At 58.3% G+C, this 15298-nt stretch carries 17 protein-coding genes; 8 read left to right on the top strand and 9 right to left on the bottom strand.

Features of this window, described 5'->3' with window-relative positions; all coding sequences use genetic code 11:
- Positions 1–42: 42 nt before the first annotated feature.
- From scpB to argS, 5 genes are read right to left on the bottom strand one after another with little or no spacing between them, the layout of a single operon-like run.
- Positions 43–699, bottom strand: a complete 657-nt coding sequence (scpB, locus tag AC2FJC_RS03175) for an SMC-Scp complex subunit ScpB (RefSeq protein WP_496723244.1) — start codon at positions 697–699, stop codon at positions 43–45.
- Positions 692–1486: a segregation and condensation protein A gene (locus tag AC2FJC_RS03170; protein ID WP_058274503.1), complete on the bottom strand. Its 795-nt coding sequence runs from the start codon at positions 1484–1486 to the stop codon at positions 692–694. Before AC2FJC_RS03170 ends, scpB begins: the two co-directional genes overlap by 8 nt.
- Positions 1476–2483, bottom strand: coding sequence for a beta-N-acetylhexosaminidase (nagZ, locus tag AC2FJC_RS03165; protein WP_496738383.1), 1008 nt, complete (start codon positions 2481–2483; stop codon positions 1476–1478). The genes AC2FJC_RS03170 and nagZ overlap by 11 nt, the downstream gene beginning before the upstream one ends.
- Positions 2480–3592, bottom strand: a complete 1113-nt coding sequence (locus AC2FJC_RS03160; protein ID WP_496738382.1) for an SPOR domain-containing protein — start codon at positions 3590–3592, stop codon at positions 2480–2482. Before AC2FJC_RS03160 ends, nagZ begins: the two co-directional genes overlap by 4 nt.
- 39 nt (positions 3593–3631) lie before the next feature.
- Positions 3632–5377 carry an arginine--tRNA ligase gene (gene argS / locus AC2FJC_RS03155; protein ID WP_496738381.1) on the bottom strand — a complete coding sequence of 582 codons (1746 nt, stop codon included), beginning with the start codon at positions 5375–5377 and terminating at the stop codon, positions 3632–3634.
- Between the two features lie 131 nt (positions 5378–5508).
- Between argS and AC2FJC_RS03150 the strand changes: the two genes are divergently transcribed.
- Entirely contained in the window at positions 5509–6060 is a 552-nt protein-coding gene (locus tag AC2FJC_RS03150) for a putative pterin-binding protein (protein ID WP_496738380.1), read from the top strand.
- Here AC2FJC_RS03150 and AC2FJC_RS03145 read toward each other — a convergent pair whose 3' ends face one another.
- On the bottom strand, positions 6061–7203 hold the full coding sequence (locus tag AC2FJC_RS03145; protein WP_496738379.1) for a deoxyguanosinetriphosphate triphosphohydrolase: 1143 nt from the start codon (positions 7201–7203) through the stop codon (positions 6061–6063).
- Between the two features lie 76 nt (positions 7204–7279).
- On the opposite strand from AC2FJC_RS03145, the gene AC2FJC_RS03140 reads away from it, so the two are divergent.
- Together AC2FJC_RS03140 and xth are read left to right on the top strand one after the other, a co-directional pair.
- Positions 7280–7603 (top strand): HesB/IscA family protein, encoded by a 324-nt coding sequence (locus AC2FJC_RS03140; protein ID WP_058277565.1) that lies wholly within the window; start codon positions 7280–7282, stop codon positions 7601–7603.
- A gap of 60 nt (positions 7604–7663) precedes the next feature.
- Positions 7664–8443, top strand: coding sequence for an exodeoxyribonuclease III (gene xth, locus AC2FJC_RS03135; RefSeq protein WP_496738378.1), 780 nt, complete (start codon positions 7664–7666; stop codon positions 8441–8443).
- A gap of 4 nt (positions 8444–8447) precedes the next feature.
- Here the strand turns inward: xth and AC2FJC_RS03130 are convergent, their stop codons facing one another.
- Complete coding sequence (locus AC2FJC_RS03130; RefSeq protein WP_496738377.1) at positions 8448–9599, bottom strand: FAD-dependent monooxygenase; 1152 nt, start codon at positions 9597–9599, stop codon at positions 8448–8450.
- Between the two features lie 71 nt (positions 9600–9670).
- Positions 9671–10093 (bottom strand): RNA polymerase-binding protein DksA, encoded by a 423-nt coding sequence (dksA, locus tag AC2FJC_RS03125; protein ID WP_058274529.1) that lies wholly within the window; start codon positions 10091–10093, stop codon positions 9671–9673.
- Between the two features lie 372 nt (positions 10094–10465).
- Between dksA and AC2FJC_RS03120 the strand changes: the two genes are divergently transcribed.
- From AC2FJC_RS03120 to AC2FJC_RS03100, 5 genes are all read left to right on the top strand, one after another.
- Positions 10466–11311, top strand: coding sequence for an AAA family ATPase (locus tag AC2FJC_RS03120; RefSeq protein ID WP_109311345.1), 846 nt, complete (start codon positions 10466–10468; stop codon positions 11309–11311).
- Positions 11312–11427: 116 nt separating this feature from the next.
- Complete coding sequence (locus AC2FJC_RS03115; RefSeq protein WP_496735772.1) at positions 11428–11877, top strand: GNAT family N-acetyltransferase; 450 nt, start codon at positions 11428–11430, stop codon at positions 11875–11877.
- On the top strand, positions 11874–13241 hold the full coding sequence (locus tag AC2FJC_RS03110; protein ID WP_496738376.1) for a DUF2927 domain-containing protein: 1368 nt from the start codon (positions 11874–11876) through the stop codon (positions 13239–13241). Before AC2FJC_RS03115 ends, AC2FJC_RS03110 begins: the two co-directional genes overlap by 4 nt.
- 3 nt (positions 13242–13244) lie before the next feature.
- Positions 13245–13415: a hypothetical protein gene (locus AC2FJC_RS03105; RefSeq protein ID WP_186437468.1), complete on the top strand. Its 171-nt coding sequence runs from the start codon at positions 13245–13247 to the stop codon at positions 13413–13415.
- A gap of 3 nt (positions 13416–13418) precedes the next feature.
- Complete coding sequence (locus AC2FJC_RS03100; RefSeq protein ID WP_058274514.1) at positions 13419–14603, top strand: vWA domain-containing protein; 1185 nt, start codon at positions 13419–13421, stop codon at positions 14601–14603.
- Positions 14604–14606: 3 nt separating this feature from the next.
- On the opposite strand, the gene trhA is transcribed toward AC2FJC_RS03100, so the two are convergent.
- On the bottom strand, positions 14607–15275 hold the full coding sequence (gene trhA / locus AC2FJC_RS03095) for a PAQR family membrane homeostasis protein TrhA (RefSeq protein ID WP_496735975.1): 669 nt from the start codon (positions 15273–15275) through the stop codon (positions 14607–14609).
- Positions 15276–15298: the final 23 nt, after the last annotated feature.

Here is a 15298-nt window from a genome sequence, read left to right as displayed (position 1 = left end):
CACAACATAGGTGATTCCAACGGCAACAAAAGGGCCAAGTTATCACTCTTCCTCGAACAGCTCGGTCTGGTCCTCATCTTCGCTGTCATCACGCCCCTCGCCCAATGGCATCGTGCCCGGGGGCGGCCGGTTTTCCAGCAACCCAGCAGCCCGCAATTCTTTGAGCCCCGGAAGGTCGCGGGCATTTTCCAGACCGAAATGGTCCAGAAACTGTGGCGTCACAACAAAGGTGACCGGCCGGCCGGGTGTCATCCGGCGACGGCCCAGACGGATCCACTCCATTTCCAATAGTTGGTCGATTGTACCGCGCGAGACCGAGACGCCCCGGATCTCTTCGATTTCAGCCCTCGTACAGGGCTGATGATAGGCGACGATGGCCAGCGTTTCGATGGCAGCTCGGCTCAGCTTGCGGGTTTCGACCGTTTCCTTTTGCATCAGAAAACCCAGATCGGGCGCAGTGCGAATGGCCCAGGCCTCACCCACGCGCACAACACGGACACCCCGGCCCTCATACCGTTTCTGAAGAATTTCAACCGCTTGCGCCGCATCGCTTCCATGGGGCATCCGCGCCTCAAGATCGGCGACCGTTACCGGCTCGGCACTGGCAAAAAGCACGGCTTCGACCATGCGTTCCTGTTCCGCCAAGGGTGGCGCTTCGAACAGGGTACCGGTGCCTTCGTCTTGCGGTTCGTCAGTCACGTGTGTCAGTCCTTTTGCGCAAATGGATCGGAGCAAACGTCTCGGTTTGCTTCATCTCCATATGTCCTTCTTTCACCAGCTCCAGCGAGGCGGCAAAGGTCGCTGCCGTGGCCGAACGGCGACGCACCGGGTCAGCGTCCCAGCCCTCGGGCAGATAGGATTCCATATCTGTCCAAGCCCCGGCAAACCCGATCAGCGGGCGCATCCGCTCTAGCGCTTGTTCCATTGTGAACACTGAATCGCGGTCCATAACAAAGGGGCGGAACTCGTCACGAGTTCGGATACGGGCGTATCCCTGCATCAGATCCAACAGCGTGGCAGAGTAAGTCACGGTGCGGATACGGGTGATATCCTCACCCTGCCCGCGTTTGAAGAAATCGCGCCCCAGTTGATCACGGGCCATGAGACGCGCGGCAGAGTCGCGCATGGCCTGCAGGCGTTCCAACTGGAACGCCAGGTGAGCGGCCAGTTCCTCGCCAGAGGGGCCTTCGTCATCCGGATCCGGTGGCAACAAAAGCCGGGATTTAAGGAAAGCCAGCCATGCGGCCATGACCAGATAGTCTGCCGCCAGTTCAATCCGCAGCGCGCGCGCCTTTTCCACAAAGGACAGATACTGCTGCGCAAGCGCGAGAACCGAGATTTTCCGAAGGTCGACCTTTTGGGTTCGCGACAGGGTCAACAATACATCCAAAGGGCCTTCGAACCCGTCGACATCAACAATCAACGCCTCTGCCGCAAGACGATCCGCGACCGAGGCCGGGTCTTCGCTAAAGAGATTATCGTTCATATACCTGCCTGCCCATTAGGGCAGATAGTTCAGCCTCAGTCGCTTGGATGTCAAGTTCCACAGGCTTCTGTCGCATCGACAACGCCTTTTCCGCGCGCTTTTGTGCCTGCGCGGTCATTTCCCCGGCGGCTTCCAGCACCTTGGCGCGCGCGTCCAACGTTCCGTTACAGTGCAGAACCACGTCGCACCCTGCGGCCAGTGACTGACGCGCAATGTCTTCGGGCGCGCCACTCAGCGCTTTCATCGAGATATCGTCAGTCATGATCAGACCGTCAAAACCGATATTGTCGCGGATCAGCCCGATCATCGCAGACGAAATTGTGGCCGGTTGCGGATCAATCCGATCGTAAACCAGATGCGCCGTCATCCCCATCGGCAGATCGTTCAGCGCCCGAAACGGTTCGAAATCCGCTTGCTCCAGCTGGTCCTGTGTCAGGTCCACATGCGGCAGGTCATGGTGGCTGTCCAGCGTTGCCAATCCATGCCCCGGCATGTGCTTGAGAACTGGCAACACACCCCCATCCAGATGGCCTTTGGCAACCGCGCGCCCAAGAGCTGAAACCCGTTTGGGATCAGAGCCATAACAGCGGTTCTTCAAAAACGCATGGGTATCGTCGCGCGCCAAATCGACCATCGGGGCGCAGTTGCTGTCAATGCCAAGCTCGAATAGCTCTTTTGCGATCAGTCGATACCGCAGGTACATGGCGCGTTCCGCCTGATCCCCTGCGCGGCCCACATGATCCAGGGGCGGCATCCATTCGCGTGCCAATGGCGCGCGCAGACGCTGCACACGGCCACCTTCCTGATCGATGGTGATAAGGCAATTGCGCCCTACGGCATCACGAAAGTCATCGCATAGGGCGCGAACTTGTTCAGCTGTATCAATGTTGCGCGCAAACAAAATGAACCCGAATGGGTTCATCTGCTGGAATAGTCTCTTTTCCTCTGACGTCAGGCGCAGCCCTTCGGCATCGGTGATCGCAGCACCGAATGTCACCGAACGGCAACCGGGATACAGTCTGCACCTTGTGCGACCAGAGCGGCACAGAACTGACGCGAGTCGCTCAGGTCATCAAACCCAAGAACACGCAGACGATAGAATGTCCGACCGCCACTTGAGGTCTTCTGGATAACACGTTGTTTTCCAGCCATATACTCGCCAAAGTGGCCATTCATGCGATCCCATTCCGCACGGGCCACATCCGAGCTTTCATACGCACCGAGCTGGGCCATGCGCGTGCCTTTGGAAAGGGTATTCGGATCCACGTCCACGCCAACGGCGGCTTTGACAGCGGCGTTGATCGCAGCTTCGGTACTGCTGTTGGATGAAATCCCGCTTGGCGTCGCTCGGGCTGGGCGCGTGGACGGACGCAGGGACCGGCGGACACCGGGCAGTGCCGCCAGTTCCGGGTCCGGTAATTGTGCGGCCAGATCAGCAGGATCAATGGCCGGCTCTTCCTCGGGCAGTGCCAACGAGGCGAGTTGTACGCCCTGCTCTGCCGGTTCATTCGCTTTCGCCGCCCCACCGGCCAATTCGGCAACCAGGGCATCGACTGTATTCTGGCGCAGCTGCGCAGCCTCTTGATCCGAGATCTCTTCTTCGACGACATGCACGGCCTGCGTCGGCTTCAGCGGTTCAACAGGCGTATCTTCGTCTGTCAGCGAAACCGGGCGCGGCGCAAGGATCAAGCGATCTGCTGGCGGCGCTGCCGTTCCAACGGCTGCCACGGCATTGACGGCCAGACCCTGGTGATCGGCCGGGGTGCCGCCGGGGTTTTCCGGCTGAATGCGCATTGGCCCTTCGATGGCGCGAACAACAGGCACGCCACTAACGTCGCGCATCACCAGTTTGAAGCCCCAGACACCGATCCCGGCGACCAATGCCAGCGACGCTACTGCGCCCATGACATTGACGATACGGCCCAGCCCTGCCCCTCGCGGAGCCTGTTCATAGCCATAGGAGTCGTCGGGATACTCATACCCATCCTCAGGATCTGGCTGATTCGTGTAATGCATCTCCTCAGGGCGCATCTGCCCCGAGTAATCGTAACTTGCCATGTCCGCCTCACCGCCCGATTGCGCCTTAAAAAGTGGCGCGCGGGTCATTTCTTGCCTACCTCGCACCGGCGCGTCGGGCGGTGTTAGTTACCGCATCTCCTGCGCCGGAGTGACGCCAAGAATACCCAAGCCCGCTGAAATCACAACAGAAACGGCCCGGGCCAATGCGATTTTTGATTGGCTTGTGGCAACATCGCCATCCTGAATGAATCGCAGTTGCGTTTCATCGTTGCCCTTATTCCAAAGCGCGTGGAAGTCACCCGCCAGCTCATACAGGTAAAAGGCAACCCGATGCGGTTCGTTGGTGCGTGCGGCAATTTCGATCAAACGCGGCCATTCGGCCAGCTTTTTAGCGACAGTCAGTTCCGAGGCATGGTCGATCTTGCCCAAGTCAGCACTCTTGAGGGTCGCGTCATCCGTAGCGATTTCTGCCTCGGCGGCCCGGCGCAGCACGCTCATGACACGGGCATGGGCGTATTGCACGTAGAACACAGGATTCTCGCGGCTCTGTTCCAGCACTTTGTCAAAGTCGAAGTCCAGCGGCGCGTCGTTCTTGCGGGTCAGCATCACGAAACGGGTCACGTCCGGGCCAACCTGATCGACCACATCGCGCAGAGTGACAAAGTTCCCTGCCCGCTTGGACATCTTGAACGGCTCGCCATTCTTCCACAGCTTTACCAGCTGCGTCAGCTTGATATCTAGCGGCACCTTGCCATCGGACAGCGCGGAAACAGCCGCCTTCATCCGTTTTACATAGCCTCCGTGGTCTGCACCAAACACGTCGATCAGTGCATCAAAGCCACGGGTCACCTTGTCATAGTGATAAGCGATATCCGGGGCGAAATAGGTCCAGCTACCGTCCGATTTCTTGACCGGGCGGTCGACGTCATCGCCATGCTCGGTGGACTTGAACAGGGTCTGCTCTCGTGGCTCCCAATCCTCGGGCTTTTTGCCTTTGGGTGGTTCCAGCACGCCTTCGTAGATCAAGCCCTTATCGGTCAGGGACTTAAGCGCAGCCTCAATCCGGCCTGTGCCATAGAGGGATTTCTCCGAGAAGAACACATCCATCTCAACACCCAGCGCCTTCAGGTCGGCCCGGATCAGATCCATCATTGCGTCGGTCGAAAACTCGCGCAGCTCTTCCAGCCACTCGCTTTCCGGCTTGTCGATCAGGCTGTCGCCGTATTTCTCTTTCAGCGCCTCGCCGATCGGGATCAGATAGTCACCAGGGTACAGCCCCTCGGCGATCTCGGGGCTCAGCCCGTTGGCCTCGCGATAGCGCTCATACGCGGACCGCGCCAGTACATCTACCTGCGCGCCCCCGTCGTTGATGTAGTATTCACGGGTCACGTCATGGCCCGAATACGCCAACAGGCTCGCCAGGGCGTCGCCGAACACGGCACCACGTGTATGGCCGACATGAAGTGGCCCAGTGGGGTTGGCCGAGACATACTCGACGTTGACCTTCTGCCCGTGCCCCATGGATGAGCGGCCATAATCAGTGCCCTGTTCCAACACCGCTGCCAACACACCCTGCCACACCGATGCCGCAAGCCGCAGGTTCAAAAAACCCGGTCCGGCAACTTCGGCACTGGTGATCCGGTCATCCGCCGCCAGCTTTCCGGCTAACACGTCGGCAATGTCGCGCGGCTTCATCTTGGCCGGTTTCGCCAGCACCATCGCGGCGTTGGTTGCCATATCGCCATGCGCTGCATCACGCGGCGGTTCGACCGCCACGTTGTCAAAACTCAGCCCCTCGGGCAATGCGCCTTCGGACTGCATCTGTGCCAGCGCGTCCAGCACGAGGCCGCGGATCTCGGAAAACAGGTTCATTTCGGATGTCCTTTTGCTTGCCCGGCGGTTTACCACGCAAAGCGGCAAGGTCAATGGAAGCGATCAGTTTGGGCTTGGATTAGCGGTAGACTCAGCTAACGTCGGTGGAAATTCAAGCCGGAGACACCCCTATGCGCCTTGCCCTGCCCATCGCCTTCGTTCTGACCTCTGCCCTGCCGCTTTGGGCCGACATGCCTGAACCGCAAGGCCATGTACTTTTGACCCTTGGCGGAGCAATCACGGAAACCAACCTGTCTGCCCGCAGCGAAAATGACGGAGGATTGCTGGGATACTTGGAGGTTCAGCACGACGGAGCCGCCGGCTTTGATGCGGCCATGTTGGAAGGACTGGATCAGGTTGAAATCACTATTCCTTACGGCCCGGAAGACAATCAGAGAGACATCGCCTTTTCCGGGCCACGCCTGTCGGACCTGTTGATCATGGCCGGGGCCGAAGGAAAAACCGCCAAGCCAATGGCTATGGATGGCTATCAGTCTGAAATTCCTTGGGACAGCATCACCGCCCATCAACCCATCGTCGCGACCCATGCCGACGGCTCACCGATGGGCGTTGGCGGCTACGGCCCGACTATGATTGTCTTCCCCCCAACCGATGACCCCGACCTAGCCGCCGAACAGTCGGGCCAGCAGGTCTGGGCGTTGGCTTACATCGGGGTCGAGTGATCAGGCACCAGCCAGCCTTGCGTGATCCTGCAGGGCAAATCGGTCGGTCATACCCGCGATGTAATCCGAGACGATCCGCGCCAGCGCGGTTTCATCGCTGGCCGCCTCAATATCGTCATGCCACCGGGCAGGCATCTGTTTTGGATCGTTCAGATAGATGGGGAACAGATCTTCGACAACTTTACCAACCTCGGCGCGCACATCCATGACGCTGGGCGCGCGGTACATCTGCTTGAACAAAAAGGCGCGGATTTCCCTGAGTTGCGCCCACAAACCGCCCGAGAACTGGATGACCGGATAACCAAGATTGCGAATTTCCTCGACGGTCTCCGCGCCCGAACTCGTGATCAGCCCACGCGACGTGACAATCACATCGGAAACCATGACGCCGAAAACGCGGCGCAGCGCCTCATGCCGGCGCCGATAAGAATCCAAACCCGGATATCTCCGATCCACCTCGGCATAGCAGTCACCGACGATAGGCAATTGCCCGATTTCATCATCCGTGAACAGACCCGCCCTCAACCCGTCCAACAGGTCATGGTTGTTATAGGCTATGTCATCCGAAAGGGCGGCAACTTGTGCTTCGGCACTGGCATGAGTGTACAGCTCCAGATCGAAACCCGCGTTGCACTCGGCCAGCGCCCACGGCAATTCACCGGTGACCGGCCCGTTATGCTTGGCGATCCCCTCTAGGCACTCCCATGTCAGGTTGCATCCGTCGAACTCGGCATAGTGGCGTTCCAGTTGGGTCACGATGCGAATGGCCTGTGCGTTGTGGTCAAATCCGCCGTAAGGCTCCATAAGTGCATGAAGGGCATCTTCGCCCGTATGTCCGAACGGTGTGTGTCCCAGATCATGCGCCAATGCCACGGCCTCAGTCAGTTCACCGTTCAAACCCAAAGCCCCGGCGATTGTTCGCGCGACCTGTGCGACTTCGATGGAATGGGTCAGGCGCGTGCGATAGCTGTCGCCCTCGTGCTCTACAAACACTTGTGTCTTGTGCTTAAGCCGCCGAAACGCGCTGGCGTGAATGATCCGGTCCCTGTCGCGTTGAAAGCATGACCGGAAACTGCTTTCCTCCTCTGGCACAAGCCGCCCCCTGGCGCGGCCTGGGTTCGAGGCAAAACCCGCTATGTTCAAAGGCCTTGTCCTTGTCGCCTGTCCTTGCACTTTCTATATTGTAAGGCGTAAAGGAAATAAACCTTTGGAGTTTGGCATGAATCTGCCCCCCACAGTTACAGAACGCGCCTTTGAACGTCTCGCCGAGATCGGTGCAGCCGATCAGGGACAAGCCCTGCGCGTCGCTGTGGAAGGCGGCGGATGTTCCGGATTTCAATACGAAATCGCACTGGACGAACCGAAAGAAGACGACCTTGTGCTGGAAGGCAAAGGCCAGAAAGTGATCGTCGACGCGATTTCGTTGCCGTTTCTGGAAAACGCGGTGATCGATTTTACGCAGGAACTGATCGGCGCGCGGTTTGTGATCGAGAACCCCAACGCTACCTCTTCCTGCGGCTGCGGCACTTCATTTTCAATGTGACCTTGCCCTGCCAGCGCGGTTGAGGGATAGATCAACCGGCAGCCAGCCGGAGGATCGCGCATGAAAATCGCCACGTTCAACATCAACGGCATCAAAGCGCGAGCCGAAGCCCTGCCCCGTTGGCTGGATGACGCGCAGCCGGACGTCGTTTTGCTGCAAGAGATCAAGTCGATCGACGAGAATTTTCCCCGCGAGCTGTTTGAAGAGCGCGGTTACAACGTCGAAACCCACGGGCAAAAGAGCTTCAACGGCGTGGCGATCCTGTCCAAACTGCCACTCGAAGATGTGTCTCGGGGCCTTCCTGGTGACGACGAGGACGAACAGGCCCGTTGGATTGAGGCGACCGTCATCGGCAAAAAAGCCCTTCGGATCTGTGGTCTGTATCTGCCGAACGGTAACCCGGTGCCGGGTCCGAAATACGAATACAAGCTGTCCTGGATGGAGCGGCTATATAACCGCGCGCGCGATTTGCTGGCGAGCGAAGAGCCCGCGCTGATGGCTGGCGATTACAACATCATCCCGCAGGCCGAAGACGCCAAACGTCCAGATGCATGGCGTGAGGATGCTCTATTCCGGCCGGAAAGCCGCGCGGCGTTTCGCAAGATCCTGAATCTGGGGTTCACGGAAGCGTTCCGCGCCGTCACCCAAGGCCCTGAGCACTATTCGTTCTGGGACTACCAAGCCGGTGCCTGGAACCGCAATGACGGGATTCGTATCGACCATTTCCTTCTTACGCCGCAGGCCGCCGATCTGTTGCGCGATTGTAGGATTGATGCCGAGATTCGCGGGCATGAAAAGCCCTCGGACCATGTCCCGGTCTGGGTCGACTTGGACCTGTGAAACCTCAGGCCGTCGCGTCGTAGCTGTATATCCAGTCGTATTTACGGGACAATCGTGGCCCTACCGCCATCAGAGCCGCCTGTGCGGCCAGCCGCATCGGGCCGCGCAGGTGGAAATTTCGGGCATTGGCGCCGGCCGCAGAAACCACACGTTGCGCCCTTCGGTGACGGCGGGTTTCATAAGTGGACAGCGCCCGCTCTATCCCGGATTGGTCGTCAAAAGATCGGGCCAGGACCCACGCATCTTCAAGCGCAAGACAGGCACCCTGCGCCAAAAATGGGAGTGTCGGGTGAGCCGCATCCCCTAACAATGCAATGCGCCCGTTCTGCCAGCGTTCTGCGACGGGTCGCAGAAACAACGCCCAGATGTGAGGTTCCTGTACCTGCCCCAGAATTTCCCCGACCACGCCGCCAAAGTCGGAAAATCGAGCACGCAGTTCCTCGGGGTCGCCGCGTCGGCGCCAGCCTTCTTCCTGCCAATCGGATCGTTCCTCGATCGCGACAACGTTCATCAAAGTGTGATCGCGCAGAGGATACGTGACAACATGTCGGCCCGGCCCCATCGTCAGAACGGCGCGCGGTTTGGGATCGCGACGCGCCCAAGGAATCGTCGCGCGCCAGGCCACCTGATGAGTGAATTTTGGTGCTTCGGGCCCGTTCAGGCCTGCGCGGATCGTGCTTCGCCCACCGTCGGCGGCAATCGCACAATCAACGCGCCGGTCTGTACCATCTTCCAGAATAATCTCGGCTTCGGAGGGATGTTTGCGCACCTGCGCAACTCGTGCGCCCAGGCGAAACTCGACACCGTCCCGAACCGCTGCTTTGTGCAGCAATCCCAGCAGGTCAGCACGATGGTAGTAGTAGGTCGGTCCAGCGGCCGGTGCCGGTATCTCGCTAACAGACCGCCCTGCCCAGTAATCGCGCAGCACCGTTCCGTGGGACCGCTGCCCCCCCTCGAGTGTTTCACCGACAACGTTTAGGGCACGCAGTACGACCATTCCGTTGGCGCTGATCTGCAAGCCGGCGCCGACCTCGGTCAATTCAGCTGCCTGTTCAAAAACCACGACCTGAGCGCCGCGTTGCCGCAACGCCAGAGCGGCGGCGATCCCACCTATACCACCGCCGATGATGCCAAATTTCAGACCGTTGATATTCATATCACCGGCTTAAAGCAAAAACGCCGGAGCAAAAGACCCCGGCGTTTGAGAATTCTGATTTTTCGCAGCGATCAATCGTCGCGGTGGACCTTTTCGCGGCGCTCGTGGCGTTCCTGCGCCTCAAGCGTCATGGTCGCAATCGGGCGCGCATCCAGACGTTTCAGCGAAATCGGGTCGCCCGTCTTTTCGCAATATCCGTATTCGCCTTCGTCGATCCGACGCAGGGCCGAGTCAATCTTGGCCACCAGCTTACGCTGGCGATCACGTGTCCGCAGTTCCAGCGCACGGTCAGTTTCCTCGCTTGCGCGGTCTGCGACGTCCGGAATGTTGCGAGTGTTGTCCTGCAGCCCTTCGATCGTATCGCGGCTGCCTGCCAAAAGTTCAGTTTTCCAATCCAGCAGCTTACGACGAAAATACTCTAACTGCTTGTCGTTCATGAATGGTTCGTCTTCGGCTGGACGATAATCCTCTGGCAGAAATACTTCCTGCTTCATTTTTGCTCCCTCGGTGTGGCCTGCAACGCCGGTCACCTTTGCTTCACCTGACATGCGGCAATCCCCTTCTGCGGAGCGTTTATCCGACAGCGGGGGGAATGTCACTATGGAAACTTAGCCCGGCTGCGTGCTGTTTCAGGTCGTCTAAATATGAGACTTAAAACAACAAATCCTTGTTTTTCTGTGAAAATTGACAGGCATTTTTTGGGCGTTCCCAAAATTGTCGAGCCCGATGTTAGCACCCGAATCAACCAAAGGCATTGGAGTCGCACGTCAATTTCGCGCTGCGCGACGTTGCGACCTGTCTTGTCAAATTTTTCACCCCACTATAACCCCAAAGACACATGCCGCGCGATATTGAATGAGGGGCCCATGACCGCACGTTTCCAAGGTACAGCCGAATATGTTGCCACCGATGACCTGACAATTGCAGTGAATGCCGCCGTTACGCTGGAACGTCCCCTGCTGGTCAAGGGTGAACCCGGAACCGGCAAGACCGAACTGGCCAGACAGGTAGCGGGCGCGCTGGGGCTGAAGATGATTGAGTGGAACGTGAAATCCACCACCCGCGCGCAGCAAGGCCTGTACGAATATGACGCGGTCAGCCGCCTGCGCGACAGCCAATTGGGTGACGAGCGCGTACATGACGTGTCGAACTATATTCGCAAGGGCAAACTGTGGCAGGCCTTTGAGACCGATGAAAAGGTCGTGCTGCTGATCGATGAGATCGACAAGGCCGATATCGAATTTCCCAATGATCTGTTGCAAGAGCTCGATAAGATGGAGTTTCATGTCTACGAAACCGGGGACACCATCAAAGCCAAAAACCGCCCCATAGTGATCATCACCTCGAACAACGAAAAGGAACTGCCCGACGCGTTCCTGCGGCGCTGTTTCTTCCACTACATTCGCTTCCCGGATGAGGCGACCATGCGCCGGATCGTCGACGTGCACCACCCGGGCATCAAGGATGCATTGCTGACCACAGCGCTGACCCAGTTTTACGAAATCCGTGAAACGCAGGGGCTAAAAAAGAAACCATCAACCTCGGAAGTGTTGGACTGGCTCAAGCTGTTGCTGGCTGAAGACCTGACCGCCGAGGACCTCAAACGCGACGGGGCCAATGCGTTGCCCAAGTTGCACGGCGCGCTGCTGAAAAACGAACAGGACGTTCACCTGTTTGAACGTCTCGCCTTCATGGCACGCAGCAAACGCTGAGAATATTGAACACTTGGTGATCCCCGCTTGCCTTGCGGGGGGCCGGGTGTCAGCATTGGCCAAAAGGCCGTCCGGCGTCGTCGGGCAGTCCGGCCTGACGACATAGGAGCCAATGCTTGTCTGACACCCTCAATATCCGGGCGCTGCAGCCCGAAGATCGCGCCGAATGGGCCGAGATGTGGCGCGACTATCTGGCGTTCTACGAAACGACCGTGCCAGAGCAGACATATGACAGCACCTTCGCACGGCTGCTTGGGGATGATCCCAATGATTTTTCCTGTTTCGTGGCCGAAGCGGATGGTCATCTTGTTGGCCTGACCCATTACCTATTTCACCGCCATGCGTGGAAAGAGGAAAGCGTTTGCTATCTGCAAGACCTGTTCGCCCGGCCCGAGGCGCGCGGAACCGGCGTTGGCCGCGCCTTGATACAGGCAGTCTATGACGAGGCCGACCGGCAAGGCGCGCCTTCTGTCTATTGGCTGACACAAGAGTTCAATCACACAGCGCGCAAGCTCTATGACCGGATCGGCAAGCAAACGCCCTTTATCCGGTATCAACGCCCATGATCAGGGTCGCTGCGATCCTGTTTGGCTTTGCCGTCGCCGGATGCACCGCGGTCACCACCCCTGAACCGCCAACACGCGTTAAGGCGATCGAGGCAAACCTGCCGCCCGCCAAAGCGTTCACGTCAACCCGACCCAGACCACCCGCCCGGTCGAACGCTAATATTGCAGCCGATTTCCTTTCTTTGCACTTCGCGCTCGAAGGCGGCGCCACCCTGCCCGTCTTCACCCGGTTCGAGGGCCCCGTCACCGTTCGACTTACGGGATCACCCACACCGTCAATGCAGCGCGATCTGACCCGGTTGTTGACGCGTCTACAACGCGAGGCCGGGATCGACATTCGCCAGATAACGGAGGGCCAGGCCAATATCACCATTGAGGCCGTCAGCCAGGAGCAGATCCAACGCATCCTGCCCCAAGCCGCCTGTTTCGTGGTTCCCAACGCCTCAAGCTTTGAGGAATACCGACAGGACCGGCGCAAACGCAAAAGCAGTTGGACCGCGCTGCGCAGCCGTGAACGGCTGGGCATTTTCATTCCCTATGACGTCAGCCCGCAGGAAAAACGCGACTGCCTGCACGAGGAACTGGCGCAGGCTCTGGGGCCGCTGAATGATCTGTACCACCTGCCGGATTCTGTGTTCAACGACGACAATATCCACACCATTCTGACCGGCTTTGACATGCTGATCCTGCGCACGGCTTACTCGCCCCAACTGCGCAGCGGCATGACTCGCGAACAAGTCCAGGCCGTCCTGCCCGGCATCCTTCGCCGACTGAACCCGCGCGGCGACACTTTACCCGCGCAACCCGTTTCGGACACCCCGCGCGAGTGGATCAACGCCGTCCAAAAATCGCTTGGATCAAGGCCAAGCACCCGCAACCGAGTGAAAGCTGCTGAAAGAGCGGTCCAGATCGGACGTGAACAGGGTTGGACCGATCACCGGCGGGCATATCCGCACTATATCCTCGGCCGCATGGCACAATTCGACGATTCCCGCGAAGCGATCAAACAATACGACATCGCCATGCGGTATCTGCGCGGGACGCCGGGAACTGAAATCCATCAAGCCTATGTGACTACGCAAACTGCTGCCTTCGCACTTGCGCAGGGCAAGGGACCGGAGGTCCTGCCTGAATTAGACAAGGCAATAGCTGTCATGTCGCGGGCCGAAAACGCCGCTCAGTTGGCTACTCTACTTTTGTTGAAATCAGAAGCGCTCAATCAGGCCGGACGACCAAATCAGGCACGTACCGTCAGACTGGACAGTCTTGCATGGGCGCGATACGGCTTTGGCTCGGAAGTCGTGGTCCGGTCGCTGATGCAGGAAGTTGCCGAAGGTCCGCCCACCAACAACAGAGGCGGTTAACGCATGGTCGTAGTTTTGGGAATGGCGTTATTAGGGGCGATCCTTGGCGCGATGAAGGCCCGCAAACGCAATGGCAGCGGCGCGGATATCGCCCAATATGCGGCCGGTTACGGCATCGCATTTGCCATTGTAGGTCTGGTGCTTTCCCTGATCCTGGTTCGTTTGGTGGGTTAACGCATGTTTCTGCCCTTTTTCGAAAACCTCCGCAAAGCTGGCATTCCCGTATCACTGCGCGAGTATCTGACTTTTCTGGAAGGCATGAAAAAGGGTCTGGCGACCTATGATGTCGAGGCGTTCTATTACCTCGCTCGCGTTTCGATGGTGAAGGACGAGCGCAATATCGACAAGTTCGATCAAGCTTTTGCCGCCAGCTTCAAAGGTCTGGAAGAGATCAGCTTTGATCAGGTGCTCGAAGCTGTCGATATCCCAGCCGAATGGCTGGCCAAGATGGCCGAGAAACACCTGTCAGACGAAGAAAAAGCCGAGATCGAGGCCATGGGCGGCTTTGAAAAACTGATGGAGACGTTGCGTGAGCGTCTCAAGGATCAAGAAGGCCGCCACCAGGGTGGCAACAAGTGGATCGGCACCGCCGGGACGTCGCCGTTCGGGGCTTATGGCTATAACCCCGAAGGTGTGCGGATCGGCCAGAAGGAAAGCCGTCATCAGCGCGCCGTAAAAGTGTGGGACAAGCGCGAATTCAAGAACCTGGACGACACGGTTGAACTGGGCACCCGCAATATCAAGGTCGCGCTGAAACGCCTGCGTCGTTGGGCCCGCGAAGGTGCGGCCGAGGAACTGGATCTGGACGGCACCATCCGCGCCACCGCGGAACATGGCTATCTGGACGTCAAAACCCGCCCCGAGCGTCACAACGCAGTCAAAGTGCTGCTGTTTCTGGATGTGGGCGGCTCGATGGATCCACATATCAAAGTTGTCGAAGAGCTGTTTTCCGCTGCAAGAACCGAGTTCAAGCATCTGGAATATTACTACTTTCACAACTGCCTGTATGAAGGCGTCTGGCGTGACAATCACCGCCGATGGGATCAGCAGACCCCGACCCACGAAGTACTGCGCACCTATGGTTCAGACTACAAGTGCATCTTCGTCGGCGACGCCTCGATGAGCCCTTATGAGATTGCCTATCCCGGTGGCGCGAACGAGCACTGGAACAAAGAAGCCGGCCAAGTCTGGCTGCAACGTGCGCGCGAGCAGTGGACATCAAATCTGTGGATCAATCCGGTGCCGGAAAAGTACTGGGAATACACCCATTCCATCGGCATGATCCGCGAGGTTTTCGAGGACCGCATGGTGCCGATGACGCTGGCCGGTTTGGAACAGGGGATGCGGGAACTGACCCGCTGACCGTCATATCTGCAGGACCGGCGCCCAGGCAATACGGAACGAAACCGCAAGGAAAAACAACACGCTGCCTGTCAGAACGAAGACATGCCAGATTGTGTTGTGGAACGGCAACCAATCCAGAAGATAAAAGGCGATGCCCGCGGTATAGACGATGCCTCCGGTGATCATCAGCGCCACAACTGGTTGCGACAAGTCGGCGAGAAGTGATTGACCTGCCCAAACGGACGCCCATCCCATCAACACATACAGCGCCAAACCGAACCAACGGAACCGGTGCGGGTCGATCATTTTCAGGATTGATCCAAGGGTCGCAGATGACCAAAGACCGATCATGAGCCCAGTCATTGGGGCACCGGAAAGCAAGATGAATGGTGTGTAAGTACCAGCAATCTTGACATAAATCCCCGAGTGATCGAGGCGGCGTAGCAGCTCGCCCCATCGGTCAGACTGAACCATATTGTACAAAGCCGAAAACGACAGCATCAGGATGAGCGTGAAGCCGTAGACCGAGACCCCAAGAACCGCGGCAGGCTCGGTCCGGTATAAGGCGGTCAACGCGATCAGCGCCGGAACGGCAACAATAGCCGCTGCAACGCCAAGGATATGAACAACGCCATCACTGAAACGTTCAGCCCTGCTATAAGCCGGGCGGATATCGGCAAATGACCACATAATTTCAAAGTTATGGCGCAACC

Source organism: Ruegeria sp. CDSB117 (assembly GCF_059611005.1).
The sequence above is the reverse complement of the archived record's forward strand: the minus strand, read 5'-3'. Positions and strand labels throughout refer to the sequence as shown.